The 17,165-nt window shown below is 62.1% G+C and carries 14 protein-coding genes; 7 read left to right on the top strand and 7 right to left on the bottom strand.

The features are described from left to right. The first annotated feature begins 8 nt into the window (after positions 1-8). From PseAD21_RS08920 to PseAD21_RS08900, 5 genes are all read left to right on the top strand, one after another. A complete protein-coding gene (locus tag PseAD21_RS08920; RefSeq protein ID WP_102355368.1) occupies positions 9-1,583 on the top strand; it encodes an ABC transporter ATP-binding protein in 1,575 nt (524 codons plus the stop codon). A 143-nt stretch (positions 1,584-1,726) separates the two neighbouring features. Beyond that, a complete protein-coding gene (locus PseAD21_RS08915) occupies positions 1,727-3,142 on the top strand; it encodes a sigma-54-dependent Fis family transcriptional regulator (protein WP_102355367.1) in 1,416 nt (471 codons plus the stop codon). A 274-nt stretch (positions 3,143-3,416) separates the two neighbouring features. Beyond that, complete coding sequence (locus PseAD21_RS08910; protein ID WP_102355366.1) at positions 3,417-4,808, top strand: GntP family permease; 1,392 nt, start codon at positions 3,417-3,419, stop codon at positions 4,806-4,808. Between the two features lie 7 nt (positions 4,809-4,815). Next, the gene (gene hbdH, locus PseAD21_RS08905; RefSeq protein WP_102355365.1) at positions 4,816-5,589 is read left to right on the top strand and encodes a 3-hydroxybutyrate dehydrogenase; all 774 of its coding nucleotides are present in this window, start codon (positions 4,816-4,818) and stop codon (positions 5,587-5,589) included. 159 nt (positions 5,590-5,748) lie between these two features. Then, on the top strand, positions 5,749-7,704 hold the full coding sequence (locus PseAD21_RS08900) for an acetoacetate--CoA ligase (protein WP_102355364.1): 1,956 nt from the start codon (positions 5,749-5,751) through the stop codon (positions 7,702-7,704). Positions 7,705-7,818: 114 nt separating this feature from the next. Here PseAD21_RS08900 and PseAD21_RS08890 read toward each other — a convergent pair whose 3' ends face one another. Further along, positions 7,819-8,931, bottom strand: coding sequence for a PilT/PilU family type 4a pilus ATPase (locus tag PseAD21_RS08890; RefSeq protein ID WP_102355363.1), 1,113 nt, complete (start codon positions 8,929-8,931; stop codon positions 7,819-7,821). Positions 8,932-9,064: 133 nt separating this feature from the next. Between PseAD21_RS08890 and PseAD21_RS08885 the strand changes: the two genes are divergently transcribed. Next, the gene (locus tag PseAD21_RS08885; RefSeq protein ID WP_102355362.1) at positions 9,065-11,614 is read left to right on the top strand and encodes a PAS domain-containing sensor histidine kinase; all 2,550 of its coding nucleotides are present in this window, start codon (positions 9,065-9,067) and stop codon (positions 11,612-11,614) included. Positions 11,615-11,653: 39 nt separating this feature from the next. Further along, positions 11,654-11,929 carry a peptidylprolyl isomerase gene (locus tag PseAD21_RS08880; protein WP_003225447.1) on the top strand — a complete coding sequence of 92 codons (276 nt, stop codon included), beginning with the start codon at positions 11,654-11,656 and terminating at the stop codon, positions 11,927-11,929. A 114-nt stretch (positions 11,930-12,043) separates the two neighbouring features. Here the strand turns inward: PseAD21_RS08880 and PseAD21_RS08875 are convergent, their stop codons facing one another. The 6 genes from PseAD21_RS08875 to PseAD21_RS08850 form a co-directional block, all read right to left on the bottom strand. Next, positions 12,044-12,976 (bottom strand): sugar kinase, encoded by a 933-nt coding sequence (locus tag PseAD21_RS08875; protein ID WP_102355361.1) that lies wholly within the window; start codon positions 12,974-12,976, stop codon positions 12,044-12,046. A gap of 130 nt (positions 12,977-13,106) precedes the next feature. Beyond that, positions 13,107-14,321, bottom strand: coding sequence for an amino acid deaminase (locus PseAD21_RS08870; RefSeq protein ID WP_102355360.1), 1,215 nt, complete (start codon positions 14,319-14,321; stop codon positions 13,107-13,109). A 40-nt stretch (positions 14,322-14,361) separates the two neighbouring features. Further along, complete coding sequence (locus PseAD21_RS08865) at positions 14,362-15,126, bottom strand: IclR family transcriptional regulator (RefSeq protein WP_102355359.1); 765 nt, start codon at positions 15,124-15,126, stop codon at positions 14,362-14,364. A gap of 156 nt (positions 15,127-15,282) precedes the next feature. Next, positions 15,283-15,672, bottom strand: a complete 390-nt coding sequence (locus PseAD21_RS08860) for a RidA family protein (protein ID WP_007912330.1) — start codon at positions 15,670-15,672, stop codon at positions 15,283-15,285. Positions 15,673-15,702: 30 nt separating this feature from the next. Then, the gene (locus PseAD21_RS08855; protein ID WP_102355358.1) at positions 15,703-16,500 is read right to left on the bottom strand and encodes an amino acid ABC transporter ATP-binding protein; all 798 of its coding nucleotides are present in this window, start codon (positions 16,498-16,500) and stop codon (positions 15,703-15,705) included. Then, positions 16,497-17,159, bottom strand: coding sequence for an amino acid ABC transporter permease (locus PseAD21_RS08850; RefSeq protein WP_025112526.1), 663 nt, complete (start codon positions 17,157-17,159; stop codon positions 16,497-16,499). The genes PseAD21_RS08855 and PseAD21_RS08850 overlap by 4 nt, the downstream gene beginning before the upstream one ends. Between the last annotated feature and the right edge of the window lie 6 nt (positions 17,160-17,165).

Genomic DNA, 17,165 nt, shown 5'->3' with positions numbered 1-17,165 from the left:
GTGCAACCATGACTGATAATCTGATCGAAATCCGTGACCTGAATGTCGCCTTCCATGGCCAGCCAGCGGTGCGCAACCTGTGCCTGGACATCCGTCCCGGTGAATGCCTGGCGCTGGTCGGCGAGTCGGGTTCGGGCAAGTCGGTAACCGCGCATTCGATCCTGCAATTGCTCCCCGAAGGCGATGCGCAAACCATTGGCAGCATTCGCTATCGTGGCCAGGAACTGGTCGGTGCCGATCCGAAGGTGCTGCGCGAACTGCGCGGCAACCGTATCGCGATGATCTTCCAGGAGCCGATGACCTCGCTCAATCCCCTGCACACCATTGAAAAGCAGATCGGCGAAACCCTGCTGGTGCATCGGGGCCTGGGCGGTAAAGCGGCGCAACAGCGGATTCTCGAACTGCTGGAACTGGTGGGCATTCAGAAACCCAAGGAGCGCCTCAAGGCCTATCCGCATCAACTGTCCGGCGGTCAGCGGCAACGGGTGATGATTGCCATGGCCCTGGCCTGCGAGCCGGAACTGCTGATTGCCGACGAGCCGACCACCGCGCTCGATGTGACGGTGCAGCGCAAGATCCTGCTGCTGCTCAAATCCTTGCAACAACGCCTGGGTATGTCGCTGCTGCTGATCAGCCACGACCTCAATCTGGTGCGCAGCATTGCGCAACGGGTGTGCGTGATGAAGTCTGGCGAGATCGTCGAGCAGGCGCCGTGCGAAACCCTGTTTACCGAACCGAAGCACCCGTACAGCTGCGTGCTGCTCAACGCCGAACCGGAGGGCGAAGCATTGCCCCGGGACGAGCGCGAGAACGTACTGGAAGTCGATGATCTGCGGGTCGAGTTCGTCGTCGGTGGCGGGCTGTTCCAGCGCAAGCAATACCTGCGCGCGGTGGACGGCATCAGCCTGAATATCCAGCGTGGTAAAACCCTGGGCATTGTCGGCGAATCCGGTTCGGGCAAGTCAACCCTGGGCCAGGCCATTCTGCGGCTGCTTGATTCCGCGGGCAGCATCCGTTTCCAGGGCGCAGCCCTCGACGGTCTCGATCAGAAACAGTTGCGACCGTGGCGCCGGCAGATGCAGGTGGTGTTTCAGGACCCGTTCGGCAGCCTCAGCCCACGTATGTCAGTGGCGCAAATCATCAGCGAAGGACTGGAGGTGCATTGTCAGTCCAGCGCCGAGGAATGCGACGCACAGGTAATCCGCGTGCTCAAGGAAGTCGGCCTCGACCCACAAAGCCGCCATCGCTACCCGCACGAGTTTTCCGGCGGCCAGCGCCAGCGCATCGCCATCGCCCGCGCACTGGTGCTGAAACCGGCGTTGATTCTGCTCGACGAGCCGACTTCGGCCCTCGACCGGACCGTGCAGAAACAGGTGGTCGCCCTGCTCCGCGACCTTCAGGAAAAACACGGCTTGACCTATTTGTTCATCAGCCACGACCTGGCGGTGGTGCGGGCGCTGGCGCATGACATGATCGTGATCAAGGATGGCAAAGTGGTCGAGCGCGGTGCCAGCCATGATGTGTTCGATTCGCCGCAGCATCCGTACACCAAGGAGCTGTTGGCGGCGGCGCATCCGGGGTAGGCATAATCGGCGCTTGCCTTGATACCGAGTCGCGGCCTTCGCGAGCAAGCCCGCTCCCACATGGGAATGCATTTCAAATGTGGGGGCGGGCTTGCTCGCGAAGAGGCCCTTACCAACCACCCAAGTTCCGGATCAACCCGCCCATGAACACCACCGAAAGCCTCAAGGACTACCAACGCGTTCGCACGCTGGCGATCCGCTCGCTGTTCGAGATCATCGAGCAGTCCAGCGAAGGCACGGTGATTGTCGATCGTGATGCCAACATCGTCTGGATGAACGAGCGCTATGCCCGGCGCTTTGGTCTTGAGTCGGCGAAAAAAGCCATCGGCCAACCCTGCGAAAGCGTGATCCCCGGCAGTTTGCTGCGCGAAGTGGTGCGCACCGGCCGGCCGATCCTGCTGGACATGCAGGACACACCCAAAGAGCCGCTGGTGGTGATGCCCCTGCCGATCCACGACGATGCCGGCGCGGTGATCGGGGCAATCGGTTTTGCCCTGTTCGATGAGTTGCGCACGCTGTCGCCGATGCTCAAGCGCTACCTGAGCATGCAGGAGGAGCTGGCTTCGACCCGTTCCCTGCTGCGGGCCCGGCAGACCAAATACAACTTCGCCCATTTCATTGGCACCAGCACCGCCAGTCTCGAAGTCAAACGCCGCGCCCGACGCAGCGCCAGCGCCGAGTCAGCGGTGTTGCTGCTCGGCGAAACCGGCACTGGCAAGGAGTTGCTGGCCCAGGCGATTCACAGTGCCTCGCCACGCGCGCACAAAGCCTTCGTCAGCATCAACAGCGCGGCGATTCCCGAAGCGTTGCTGGAAGCCGAGTTTTTCGGCACCGCGCCCGGCGCGTTTACCGGCGCCGACCGCAAGGGTCGTACCGGCAAGTTGCAGATCGCCCAGGGCGGTACGCTGTTTCTCGATGAGATCGGCGACATGCCGCTGCCGTTGCAAAGCAAACTGCTGCGGGTGCTGCAGGAAAAGGAATTCGAACCGGTCGGCTCCAACGACGTGATCCAGAGCGATGTGCGGGTGATCGCAGCAACTTCGACCGACCTGCAAGCCGCGATCAAGCGCGGCGAGTTCCGCGCCGACTTGTATTACCGCCTCAACGTGCTGCCGATCCATGTTCCGCCGCTGCGCGAGCGTCTTGACGATCTGCCGGCGCTGAGCGAAGCGATCCTTGAAGAGTTGCGCAGTCAGCATGAACTGAGCCGCGCGGCGCTGGACCTGCTCGGCCAGCATGCGTGGCCGGGGAACATCCGTGAGTTGCGTAATGTGCTGGAGCGCGCGGCGCTGCTCAGTGATGACCTGAGCCTGAGCGCAGAGGATATTCGCGCCGCCATCGGCACCTTTACCCCGGTTGAACGCCCGTCGGTGCCGGCGCCTCAGCCTTTGGCAGACGAGACATTCGCCCAGGCGCGCCTGCGTTTTGATCGCCAATTGATCGAGTCCGCCCTCGCGCAATGTGCAGGCAAGGTGCCAGAGGCGGCTGCTCGCCTGGGGCTGGGGCGGTCGACGCTGTACAAGAAGATGCTGGCCTTGGGCATTACCGAGTCTCAATAAAGAGATATTAGTCTCCATAAAAGGATAACAGCCAAAGCTTCGCGAGCAAGCCCGCTCCCACAGAGAAATGCATTCCGAGTGTGGGAGCGGGCTTGCTCGCGAAGACGTCAGTACATTCAAAAATATCTCAGAAAAGAGACAAAACTTCTAAACCGCGCTCACAAGAAAAATAAAACCTTTAAATTTCAATAACTTGAATATCTGGCACAGATCTCGCTAAAGCCCTCCCCACACCCGCTTCACCCACAACAATAACAATCCCTGGAGACACACCATGAGTGTGATCATTGCCTTGGCCGCCCTCGCGCTGCTGATGCTCGCCGCCTACCGTGGCTACAGCGTTATCCTCTTCGCCCCGATCGCCGCCCTCGGCGCTGTCCTGCTCACCGATCCGTCCGCCGTCGCCCCTGCCTTCACCGGTGTGTTCATGGAGAAAATGGTCGGTTTCATCAAACTGTATTTCCCGGTATTCCTGCTCGGCGCGGTGTTCGGCAAACTGATCGAGTTGTCGGGGTTCTCCCGTTCGATCGTTGCCGCCGCCATTCGCCTGCTCGGCACCCAGCAGGCGATGCTGGTGATTGTGCTGGTCTGCGCCCTCCTCACCTATGGCGGCGTGTCGCTGTTCGTCGTGGTGTTTGCGGTTTATCCGTTCGCGGCGGAGATGTTCCGCCAGAGCAATATCCCCAAACGCCTGATCCCGGCGACCATCGCCCTCGGCGCGTTCTCGTTCACCATGGACGCCCTGCCCGGCACTCCACAGATCCAGAACATCATCCCCAGCACCTTCTTCAACACCACCGCTTGGGCCGCGCCGTGGCTGGGCGTGATCGGCACGATTTTCGTATTCTGCGCCGGCATGCTGTTCCTCCAGCGCCAACGCAACAAGGCGCAGCGCGCCGGCGAAGGCTATGGCACCGAGTTGCGTAACGAACCGGAAACGGCCGAAGACCTGAAGTTGCCGAACCCGTGGATCGCCCTGTCGCCGCTGCTGGCGGTGGGCATCATGAACCTGCTGTTCACCCAGTGGATTCCGCAGTGGTACGGCAAGACTCACAGCCTCGCGCTGCCGGGCATGGCCACGCCGGTGACCACGGAAATCGCCAAACTCACCGCGATCTGGGCGGTGCAAGCGGCGTTGCTGATCGGCATCCTGCTGGTGCTGGCGTTCGGCTTCAAGGCGATCCGCAGCAAACTCGGGGAGGGCAGCAAGAGTGCGGTCAGCGGCGCGCTACTGGCGGCGATGAACACCGCTTCGGAATACGGTTTCGGCGCGGTGATTGCCTCGTTGCCGGGCTTCCTGGTGCTGGCCGACTGGCTCAAGCAAATCCCCAATCCGCTGGTCAACGAAGCGATCACCGTGACCCTGCTGGCGGGCATCACCGGCTCGGCGTCGGGCGGCATGAGCATTGCGCTGGCGGCGATGTCCGAGCAGTTCATCGCCGCGGCGCATGCGGCGAACATACCGCTGGAAGTGCTGCACCGCGTTGCCGCCATGGCCAGCGGCGGCATGGACACTCTGCCGCACAACGGCGCGGTGATCACCTTGCTGGCGGTCACCGGTCTGACCCACCGCGAAGCCTATAAAGACATTTTCTGTATTACGCTGATCAAGACCCTGGCGGTCTTTGTAGTGATCGGCACTTTCTACGCCACTGGCATTGTGTGAGGTATTCATGACCACTCTTTCGGGCAAGACCGCACTGGTTACCGGCTCCACCAGCGGCATCGGTCTGGGCATCGCCCTGAGCCTGGCCAAGGCCGGCGCCAACCTGATTCTCAACGGTTTCGGCGATGCATCGAGCGTCATCGCCGAAGTCGGCCAGTTCGGCGGCAAGGTCGGGCATCACCCGGCCGACGTCAGCGATCCGGTGCAGATTGCCGAGATGATCGCTTACGCCGAACGCGAATTCGGCGGCGTCGACATTCTGGTCAACAACGCCGGGATCCAGCATGTGGCGGCCGTGGAGGAATTTCCGGTGGAGCGCTGGGATTCGATTATCGCGATCAACCTGTCGTCGGTGTTCCACAGCACCCGTCTGAGCCTGCCGGGGATGCGCGCCAAAGGCTGGGGGCGGATCGTCAACATTGCTTCGGTGCACGGCCAGGTCGGTTCGACCGGCAAGGCTGCGTATGTCGCGGCCAAACACGGGGTGATCGGTCTGACCAAAGTGGTTGGCCTGGAGACGGCGACCAGCAACGTCACTTGCAACGCGATCTGCCCGGGCTGGGTGCTGACGCCGCTGGTGCAAAAACAGATCGACGACCGTGCGGCCAAGGGTGTCGACCCGCAGCAGGCGCAGCATGATCTGCTGGCCGAGAAACAGCCGTCACTGGAATTCGTCACGCCACAGCATCTGGGGGAACTAGTGCTGTTCTTGTGCAGCGAGGCTGGCAGCCAGGTGCGGGGCGCCGCGTGGAATATTGATGGGGGTTGGTTGGCGCAGTAATGCTGCGCCCTTGTAGGAGCGAGCCTGCTCGCGATAGCGGACTGACATTCAACATTGATGTTGGCTGATACACCGTCATCGCGAGCAGGCTCACTCCTACAAAAGATGGATGTACCACGCGGGCTTGTATGTATGAATCAGATAACAAGAGGCAAACCAATGTCCGACATCCTCTGGCAACCCGATGCCGAGCGTATCGCCCAATCGCGCATGGATCAGTTGCGGCGCGACATCAATCAGCGTCATGGCCTGGCCCTGAGCAGCTACAACGACCTGCACCGCTGGAGCGTCGAACAACGCGAAGCGTTCTGGCAGGCGATCGTCGACTTTTTCGACATCCGCTTTCACACCCAGCCCGACGCCGTCCTGCGTGAGGGCGCGCAGATGCCCAGCGCCGAGTGGTTTCCCGGCGCGACCCTGAACTTTGCCGAACACTTGCTGCGCCGCCGTGACGATGCCGTGGCGGTGATTGCCGTGGCGGAAAACGGTCAGCGCGAACAGCTGACATGGGCCGAGCTGGCCGAGCACGTCGCCGGTTTTCAAGCCAGTCTGCAAGCCGCAGGTATAGGCCTCGGCGACCGCGTGGCGGCGTGTATGCCCAATACCTGGCAGACCCTTGTGGCAATGCTCGCGACCACCAGCCTCGGCGCGATCTGGTCGTGCTCGTCGCCGGACTTCGGCACCCACGGGGTGATCGACCGTTTCGGCCAGATCGAGCCCAAGGTGCTGGTCACCTGCGCCGGTTACCGTTACGCCGGCAAAGACATCGACCAGACCACCAAGGTCAATCAAATCCTCGCGCAGCTACCGTCGCTGCAACAACTGATCATCGTGCCCTACGCCCGCGAACAGGCCCGCGCCGGGGATTACCGCACTCACGCCAACGTGACGTTGTGGGACGACTTCTACCAGCCCGGCGGCGAACCGCGTTTCGTCCCGGTGCCGTTCAAGCACCCGCTCTACGTGCTGTATTCCAGCGGCACCACCGGCGTGCCCAAATGCATCGTGCACAGCACCGGTGGCGTGCTGTTGCAGCATGCCAAGGAGCACGGCCTGCACGTCGATCTCGGCCCCGGTGACCGACTGTTCTACTACACCACTTGCGGCTGGATGATGTGGAACTGGCTGGTCTCGGCCCTCGCGGTCGGCAGCGCGGTGGTGCTGTATGACGGCTCACCGTTTCATCCGGATAACCAACGCCTGCTCGACCTGATCGACGATGAGCGCATCAGCGTGTTCGGCACCAGCCCCAAGTTTCTGGCGACGCTGGAGAGCAGCGGCGTCAAGCCTGCGCAAAGCCATGACCTGCGCAGTCTGAAGACCTTGCTCTGCACCGGTTCGGCGCTGTCACCGCAGAGCTACGACTTCGTCTACCGCGACTTCAAGCGCGACGTGTGCCTGGCGTCGATGTCGGGCGGCACCGATGTGGTGTCGTGTTTCGTCAACGGTAACCCGATGTCGGCCGTGCGCCGTGGCGAAATCATGGGCAAAAGCCTGGGCATGGCGGTTGAAGTGTGGAACGACGCGGGCGTCGCCGTCATTGGCGAGAAAGGTGAACTGGTCTGCACCCGGCATTTCCCGGCGATGCCCGTCGGGCTTTGGCACGATGACGATGGCGAAAAGCTGCGCAAATCCTATTTCAGCCTGTTCCCCGGCGTCTGGGCCCAGGGCGATTACGCCGAGCAATTGCCCCACGGCGGGATGCTGATTCACGGCCGCTCCGACGCCGTACTCAACCCCGGTGGCGTGCGCATCGGCACGGCGGAAATCTATCGTCAGGTCGAGAAAGTCCCGCAGGTGCTGGACAGCGTAGCCATCGGGCAGCAATGGCAGGACGATGTGCGCGTGGTGCTGTTTGTGCGCCTGCAGGATGGCGTGGCGCTGGATGACAACCTGCAACAACAGATCCGCCAGGTGATCCGCGCCAACACCACACCGCGCCATGTGCCGGCGAAGATCGTGACCGTCACCGACATCCCGCGCACCATCAGCGGCAAAGTGGTCGAACTCGCCGTGCGCAATGTGGTGCACGGTGAGCCGGTGAAAAACACCGATGCGCTGGCCAATCCCGAGGCATTGGAGCAGTTTCGCAATCGCCCGGAGCTATCGGATTAGCACGCCATCCCCTTGTGGGGGCGGGCTTGCTCGCGAAGGCGGAGTGTCAGTCGACATCATCGTTTACTGATACACCGCTTTCGCGAGCAAGCCCGCTCCCACAAGGGTGAGGTGTCAATCCATCAAGCCCCATTCGCCCGATGCCGGTGGTGCCGGCGTCGGCGCCGCCTCGGCATGCAGCTTCAGGCGCAGGCGCAGATTGTTTTGTGAGTCGGCATGCTTGAGCGCCTCGTCTTCGCTGATTACACCCTCCACCACCAGCGCGTACAGCGCCGCATCGAAGGTCTGCATCCCGACTTCGGCCGATTTGTCCATGATGCCCTTGAGTTCGCCCAACTCGTTGCGGCGGATCAGGTCGGCGATGGTCGGCGTGCCCAACATCACCTCGACCGCCGCCCGCCGCTGCCCGTCGAGGGTGCGCACCAGCCGTTGCGAGACAAACGCCTTGAGATTGTTGCCCAGCGCATGCAGCAACTGCGGGCGGCGTTCTTCGGGGAACAGATTGACGATACGGTCCAGCGCCTGATTGGCGTTGTGCGCGTGCAGTGTCGACAGCACCAGATGCCCGGTGTCGGCAAACGTCAGGGCATGTTCCATGGTTTCGCGGTCACGGATTTCGCCGATCAGCACCACATCCGGAGCTTGGCGCAGGGTGTTTTTCAGCGCGGCCTGGAAACTGCGGGTATCGACCCCGACTTCGCGCTGGTTGATGATCGAGCGCTTGTGCCGATGGATATACTCCACCGGGTCTTCGATGGTGATGATGTGCCCGCTGCTGTGCCGGTTGCGGTGATCGATCAGCGCGGCCAACGAGGTGGATTTGCCGGAGTCGGTGGCACCGACGAACAGGATCAACCCCTGCTTGAGCATCACCGTTTCCAGCAGCACCGGAGGTAACTTGAGGTCTTCGAAGCGCGGGATATCAAGCTTGACGTTGCGGATCACGATTGACACGTCGTTGCGTTGTTTGAAGATGTTCAGGCGAAAACGCCCGACACCGGTGCGCGAAATCGCCAGGTTCATTTCCAGTTCCCGATCGAACTCGCGCCGCTGCTCGGCGTCCATCAGGGAGTTGGCGATGGCCTGGACCTCACCCGGTTTGAACGGCCGCTCGCTGAACGGCGTCAGCACCCCGTCGATGCGCGCACTGGGCGGCGCGCCAGTGGAGAGGAACAGGTCGGAGCCGTGCTGGCTCGACAGGCGGATCAACAGTGCATCGATTTCCATGGCAAAAAGCACCCGCGCAGCATTCAATGAACAGAAATGACCCAGTGTCGTGACGTAATGGGTCATACAGCGTCTACCGCAAGTGCAAGAATAGTAGACGCCGACGCACTGACCGACGCTCAGGATAGACGTGATGAACCCAGCTCCCTCCCCCGACGACGCCCAAGCCTTGATCGCCCGCACCGACTGGACTCGTACGCCGTTGGGCGCTGCCGGCACCTGGCCACAAAGCCTGCGCACCGCGGTGGACATCGTGATTCACTCGCCGATGCCGATGCTGCTGTTGTGGGGCACGCAGCTCACGCAGATCTACAACAACGGCTTTGCGATGCTGGCTGGCAGCAAGCATCCACACGCTTTCGGACAGCCGGCGCATCTTATATGGCCGGAACTTCAAGACTTTACCGACCCGATTTATCGAGCCGTCCTACAAGGCCAGGTGCGCACCTACAGCGAACGGCGATTTACCCTGCAACGCGAAGGGAAGGAATCCGACTTCTGGCTGGACCTGACCTACAGCCCGATCCGTGACGAGAATGCGCAAGTCGCCGGCATTCTGGTGACCGCCATTGAAACCAACGAACGCCGACGCATCGCCCTCGAACTGCAACGCCGTTCCGAAGAAAGCCTCAAGGCCCAGCGCGACACCGAAGAACGCCTGCAACTGGCGCTGGCCGCCACCGATGCGGTCGGCACCTGGGACTGGAATATCGGCGAAGATCGCTTCATTGCCGACGCCCATTTCGCGCAACTGCACGGCATCGACCCGGCGCTGGCCAGCCAGTTGCCGATCAGTGATTACCTGCAAGGCGTGCATCCCGAAGACCGCGCCCTGATCGCCCGCAGCATCAAGCACTGCATCACCCATGGCACCGAATACGCCGAGGAATATCGCCTGCTGCGCGCCGACGGCGAACTGCGCTGGGTGTTTGCCCGGGGTCGTTGTTACAAGGATCACCACGGTCGCCCGGTACGGTTCCTCGGCGCCGCGCTGGACCTGACCGAGCGTAAACACACCGAGCAGGCACTGCGCCAGAGCCAGACCGAGTTGCAACTGATCATCAACGCGATGCCGATCCTCATCAGTTATGTCGACCATGAGGAGCGTTTCCGCCTGAACAATGCCGCTTATCTGGACTGGTACGGCCTCACCCCGCAGGAGTTGTACGGCCGCACCATTCGCGACGTGATCGGCGAAGAAGCCTACTTTCTGCGCGCGCCGTACATCGCCGAAGCGCTGGCCGGGCGGTCCTGCTCGTTCAGCCTGTATACCCCGCACCGCGACGGTAGCAACCGCCATGCATTGATGAATTACCTGCCGCGCCACGGTGCCGATGGCGCGGTCAATGGTTTCTATATTTTCGTGATCGACGAGACCGAACGTAAAAAGACCGAAGAAGCCCTGCGCAATCTGAATGAAACCCTGGAGGAGCGGGTCAGCGCCCGCACCGAACAACTGGCCCAGGCCAATCAGCGTCTGCAGAACGAAATGTTCGAACGCGAACGCGCCGAAGATGCGTTGCGCCATGCGCAAAAAATGGAAGCGGTCGGCCAGCTCACTGGCGGTATCGCCCACGACTTCAACAACATGCTCACCGGAATCATCGGCAGCCTCGACCTGATGCAACGCTACATCGCCGATGGTCGCTCACATGAAATCGGACGATTTACCGAAGCGGCCGTGTCGTCAGCCAACCGGGCGGCGGCACTGACCCATCGCCTGCTGGCATTCTCGCGTCGGCAGTCGCTGGATCGCAAGACCCTCGACGTCAACGAGCTGATTCATTCGCTGGAAGACTTGATCCGCCGCACCAAGGGCGATCCGATCGACCTTACGCTGCGCCTCGCCGAGGATGTCTGGGCGATCAGCACCGACGTCAGCCAGCTGGAAAATGCCCTGCTCAACCTGGTGATCAACGCTCGCGACGCCATGCCCAATGGCGGCGAACTGCTGATCGAAACCGCCAACGTCTACCTCGACGGCAGCGACATCACCACCCTCGAACCGGTCAAGGCCGGCGACTATCTGATGTTGGCGGTCAGCGACAACGGCACCGGCATGACCCCGTCGGTGCGCGCCAAGGCCTTCGATCCGTTCTTCACCACCAAGCCGATCGGCCAGGGCACCGGGCTGGGGCTGTCGATGATTTATGGTTTCGCCCAACAGTCGGGCGGCCATGTCAGCCTCGACAGCCTGCCCGATCAGGGCACGTGCGTGCGCCTGTACCTGCCGCGCCTGAATCTGCTGGAACCCGAGCAGCCAATCGTGGAAACCCTCAGCACCGCGCCGGCTGCCAGGTCCGGGGAAACCGTAGTGGTGGTCGAAGATGACCCGGCGGTGCGCATGCTGGTCCTCGACCTGCTCAAGGAACTCGGTTACCTCGCCCACGAAGCCGCCGACGCCAGTGCCGCTCTGCCATTGCTGGAATCGGATCTGCGCGTGGACCTGCTGGTGACCGACGTCGGCCTGCCGGGGATGAACGGCCGCCAATTGGCGGAAATCGCCCGTCAGCATCGCCCGGGCCTGAAAGTGCTGTTCATGACCGGTTATGCGCAGAAAGCCACCGAGCGCCAGGGGTTTCTGGAGGATGGCATGGACATGGTCGCCAAACCGTTTTCGCTTGACGTGCTGGCGAACAAGATCCGCACGATGATCCACCAAACGCCGTCACTTGAGGCATAATCCCGCGCCCCGCCGTCACCCCGTTACAGGTATCGCACGATGAAAGCCCAAGCCCGCCACATTCTGGTGAAAACCGCCGAAGAGGCCGAACAACTCAAACAACGCATCGCCAAGGGCGAAGCGTTCGATGTGCTGGCGAAGAAATATTCGACCTGCCCGTCCGGCAAGCGCGGCGGCGATCTGGGTGAAGTGCGGCCGGGGCAGATGGTCGGCGCGATTGATGCGGTGATCTTCAAGAAACCGTTGCGCACGGTGCATGGGCCGATCAAGAGCAAGTTCGGCTATCACCTGGTGCAGGTGTTTTTCCGCGATTGAGTGTTTGGCCTTAGGGCCTCTTCGCGAGCAGGCTCGCTCCCACAGTTTGGGATGCGTCATTGTGGGAGCGGGCTTGCTCGCGAACCGATTGCGCAGCAAACGGCCATTCGCCGCTTACTTGGGGATCAACGCCCCAGGCACCTGAATCACCCGACTCGCCAGCCAATGCCCCGCCTCGGCCGCCTCGACCGGACTGCCCCCCAGCAAGCGGCTCGCCAGGTACGCCGCACTGAACGAATCCCCCGCCGCCGTGGTGTCCACAACCTTGTCGACCTTCTGCGCCGGCACCTCGAACGCCTCGCCATCGCAGCGAATCAGACACGCCTCGGCGCCGCGCTTGAGCACCACCTCCGGCGTACCGATCTCTGCGTAGGCCTCAAACACCGCCGCACAGTCGGCAAAATGGAACAGCGCCTGCTCGTCGTCCACCGTCAGCAAGGCCAGATCGACATGCGGCAACACGCTGCGATACGCCGCTCGCGCGTCTTCCTGTGACGCCCACAAACGCGGTCGATAGTTGTTGTCAAAGACGATCCGCGCATCGCGCTGCCGGGCTTCGATCAGGGTCTGGATCAAGCGCTCGCGGCCCTTGGCGCCCAGCACCGCGAGGGTGATACCGCTGAAATACAACACGTCGTAATCCGCCAGCGCTGCCAGAATCGGCTCCGCCGCCGGGGTGGTGAAGCAATCGCGCACGGCGGCTTCATTGCGCCAGTAGAGGAAACGGCGCTCGCCGTTGGCGTCGGTCTGGATGCAGTACAGGCCGGGCAAACGACCGGACAGACGCTGCACGAGTTCCAGGCCAATGCCTTCCTCGACCCAACTCTGGCACATGGCGTCGCTGAAACTGTCATCGCCCAGCGCAGTGACGTAGTCGACCTGCGCCTTATCGCCGAGCGCGCGGGACAGGTACACCGCCGTGTTCAAGGTGTCGCCGCCGAAGCTTTGCTGCAGGCTGCCGTCGGCACGGTGCTGGAGTTCGATCATGCACTCGCCGATCAGGGCGATGCGCGGGATGTTCGGACCCAGGGGGCTGAGGGTGGTCATCGGGTGGGTCTCTGCTGATTCGATAGTGTTTGATGCGGCCCCATCGCGAGCAGGCTCACTCCTACAGGGGAGCGCATTCCAACTGTAGGAATGAGCCTGCTCGCGATTGGCCGCACCTCGGTGTCGGACCTTAGAAGCAAGTTTCCATGCTCTCGACCACCGCCAATTGCTCATCCACCAGCAACCCTACCCGCCACTTGTCGAACGTCAGGCACGGATGCGAAGTGCCGAAGGAAATAATGTCGCCCACCCGCAGCTCAACCCCCGGCGCCACGGTCATGAACGCGTGCTGGTCCATCACCGCCGTGACCTTGCACGCGCCAACGTCATCGCCCACCGCTGGCACCACACCGGCCTTGTAGCGCAGCAACGGCACCGGCAGTCCGGCGTCGAATGCCACATCGCGTTTGCCGAGGGCGATCACCGCAAAGCCCGGCTCTGGCATCGATTGCACATGGGCCCAGACTTCCAGCGCCGGGCGCAGGCCTTCATGCAGATCGCTGCGACGATCGAGCACGCAGCACTGCGCTTCCTTGTAGATGCCATGGTCGTGGGCCACATAACTGCCCGGACGCAGCACGCTGAGGAAACGTCCGCCCGCATTCTGCGCTTCGAACGACTCGGCGATCAGGTCGTACCACGCCGAACCCGAGGCGGTGATGATCGGCTTGGCAATGGCAAACGCGCCGCTGTCCTGCAGTTGCACCGCCAGGCGCACCAGCGACCCGGCAAATTCGCGAATGCCGCTGACCGCGTGATCGCCGTGGATCACCCCTTCGTAACCTTCGATGCCGGTCAGGGCCAGTGCCGGTTGCGCATTGATCGCCCTGGCCAGTTCGATAACTTCCTGCTCGCTGCGGCAACCGCAGCGGCCGCCGACCACGCCGTACTCGATCATCACGTTCAGCTTGACCCCGCGCGAGGCGAAGTAGGTGCCGAGATCGGCGACGTTGTCCGGGTGATCGACCATGCAGTGGAAGTCGAATGCAGGGTCTGCCAGCAGATCGGCAATCAGCGCCATGTTCGGCGTGCCGACCAGTTGGTTGGCCATCAGCACCCGCCGTACGCCGTGGGCATAGGCTGCGCGGGTCTGCGTCGCGCTGGCCAGAGTGATGCCCCACGCACCGGCGTCGAGCTGACGCTGGAACAGGGCTGGGGTCATGCTGGTCTTGCCGTGGGGCGCAAGTTCTGCCCCGCTGTCACTGACGAACTTCTGCATCCAGCGAATGTTGTGCTCCAGCGCCTCACGGTGCAGCACCAGCGCCGGAAGGCTGACGTCACGCGCCAGATGCGCACCGATGGCGGCATCGCCCTTTTCCACAGCAGAATTGATCGCAGTCGTCATGGTCGAACTCCTCACTGTCGCGGCCGGCAGGCAGCCGCGGTTATTCGTTGATACGCCGGGCGAGGCTGTTGGCGCTCTCGATCAGAACCCGGCGATAGTCGTTGTAATTGTTCTTCGCATCGGCCCGTGGGGCGACGATGCACAGGGTGCAAATGGCGATGCCGCTGGGGTCTTTGACCGGGGCGGCGAAGCAATGGGTGAAGGTGTCGGCAACGCTGTCGAAGGAGAAGAAACCGTCGATGCCAGCCTGACGGATCTCCGCCAGAAAGCGTTCCAGCGGCAGGCGTTCGCCGTCGGGCAGGATGTAGTCGTCTTCGTCGATCAGGTCGATGATCTGCTGATCACTCAGGTGCGCCAGCAGCAAGCGCCCGGACGCGGTCCACGGGATCGGCGCGTTCTCGCCAATATCGGAAGAAATACGAAAATGCCGCTCGCCTTCCTTCATCAACGCCACCGTGTACTTGCGCCCGTTGAGCAGGCACATCTGCGCGGTCTCCCGGGTCTGGCTGACGATTTCCTGCAAGGCGTGATCGGCCTCGCGACTGAGGTCGAAATGGCGCAGATGCGCCTGCCCGAGGAAATACAACTGGCGACCGAGATAGACGTGACCGTCCTTGCCCACCGGCTCCAGAATCCGCCGTTCGAGCAACGATGCAACCAGCTCGTAGACCGTGGATTTCGGTCCGCCGATGCCATTGGCAATGTCGTTCGGACGCAGCGGCTGGCCGATTTCCTTGAGGAAATCGAGGATATCGAACGCCCGGTCCAGACCACGGGCCCGGCGCTTGATGGTGTCTTCGGTCATTTCAGTGGTTCCCATTCAAAGTCGCCGGGAGTTTACCGCTAATGATCGTTCCCATGCTCCGCGTGGGAATGCAGCCCGGGACGCTCTGCGTCCCTTGGAACGCGGAGCGTTCCGAGAGGCATTCCCACGCAGAGCGTGGGAACGATCGAGTGCAGTTCAAGCCTTTTTCTTGTACGCGATACAGTCGATCTCGACCTTGCAGTCGACCATCATGCTCGCCTGCACACAGGCCCGTGCCGGGGCGTGCTCAGGTTTGAAGTATTCGCCGAAAACCTTGTTGAAACTGCTGAAATCCCGCGGATCGTCCAGCCATACACCGGCACGCACCACATCCTCCAGGCCATAACCGGCTTCTTCGAGAATCGCGATCAGGTTCTTCATGGTCTGGTGGGTCTGTTCGACGATGCCACCAACGATAATCTCGCCATCCACTGCCGGCACCTGGCCGGACACGTGCAGCCAGCCATCCGCTTCAACGGCGCGGGCGAATGGACGTGGCTGGCCGCCGGCGGCGGTGCTGCCAGTGCCGTAACGCGTAATGCTCATGGGTACTTCTCCTGATGACAAAAGCAAAGATTAAAACCGCGTGCTCTTGAGAAACTCAGCCAGGCGCGGTGATTGCGGGCGTTCGAACAGCTCCTTGGGAGGCCCCTGCTCTTCGATCCGCCCCTGATTCATGAAAACAATCTTGTCCGAGACCTCGAAGGCGAATCGCATCTCGTGGGTCACCAACAGCATGGTCATGCCGTCTTCGGCCAGCCCCTTGATCACGTTGAGCACTTCGCCGACCAGCTCCGGGTCCAGCGCCGAGGTGACCTCATCGAAGAGCATCAGGCTCGGGTTCATCGCAATCGCCCGGGCAATCGCCACGCGCTGTTGCTGACCACCGGACAACTGACCGGGAAAGTGATTGCGCCGTTCCAGCAGGCCGACCCGCTCCAGCCATTTTTCGGCCAGCACCACGGCTTCGTCCTTATGCATCTTCTTCACCTTGAGCAGGCCCAGGGTGACGTTCTGCAACGCCGTCAGGTGCGGAAACAGATTGAATTGCTGGAAGGCCATGCCGGTCATGGCGCGATGGCGGGCGATGACTTTTTCCGCGTGGCGCACGCGTTTGCCGCCGACCTCGTCATAACCGATGGGCTCGCCGTCGAGCAGGATCTGCCCGCCCTGGAACTCTTCGAGCATGTTCACGCAGCGCAGCAGCGTGGTCTTGCCCGAACCACTGGAACCGATCAACGTGACGACGTTGCCGCGCTGCATGCTCAGGTCGACGCCCTTGAGCACTTCGACCGCGCCGTACTGTTTGTGCAGGCCACGGATGTCCAGCAGTGGCTGGCCGTTTGCAACGTTGGAAACTTGAGCTTGAGTCATGGCAGGGCCACCCGCTTTTCAATGTGCCGGCCGAGTAATTCGATGCCGTAGTTGATGACAAAAAACAGAAAACCGGCGAACAGGTAGAACTCCAGGGTCATGAAGGTCCGGGCGATGATCTGCTGCGTGCTGAGCAGCAGTTCGGCCACGCCGATCACCGAGAGCAAGGTCGAGGCCTTGACGATTTCGGTGGACGAGTTGACCCAGGTCGGCAGGATCTGCCGCAACGCCTGGGGCAGCAGCACGTAACCGAGGGACTGATAGAACGTCAGGCCGATCGCCTTGCTCGCCTCCATCTGCCCGCGCGGCAGTGCCTGCAAGGCGCCGCGCACAATCTCGGCAACGTGCGAGCCGCAGAACAGCGTCAGGCCCAACGCACCGGCCTGAAACGCGCTGATCTGCCAGCCCAGCGCCGGCGCCATATAGAAGCAGGCCAGCACCAGCACAAACACTGGCGTGCCGCGAATCAGATCGACGTAAAAGCGGAACGGCGCGCGCATCCAGAACTTGCCGTAAGTCAGCACCAGACCGGTGACGACACCCAGCAGCGTGCCAAACAGAATCGCCAGCGCCGACACCTGCACACTGGTCAGAAACCCTTGCAGCAACGTCTCGCGTGCCACCCACAACTCATGCAACCAACTGGGGGATTGGTACATCGCAGC

Source organism: Pseudomonas sp. AD21, assembly GCF_002878485.1.
GTDB lineage: Bacteria > Pseudomonadota > Gammaproteobacteria > Pseudomonadales > Pseudomonadaceae > Aquipseudomonas.
The sequence above is the reverse complement of the archived record's forward strand: the minus strand, read 5'-3'. Positions and strand labels throughout refer to the sequence as shown.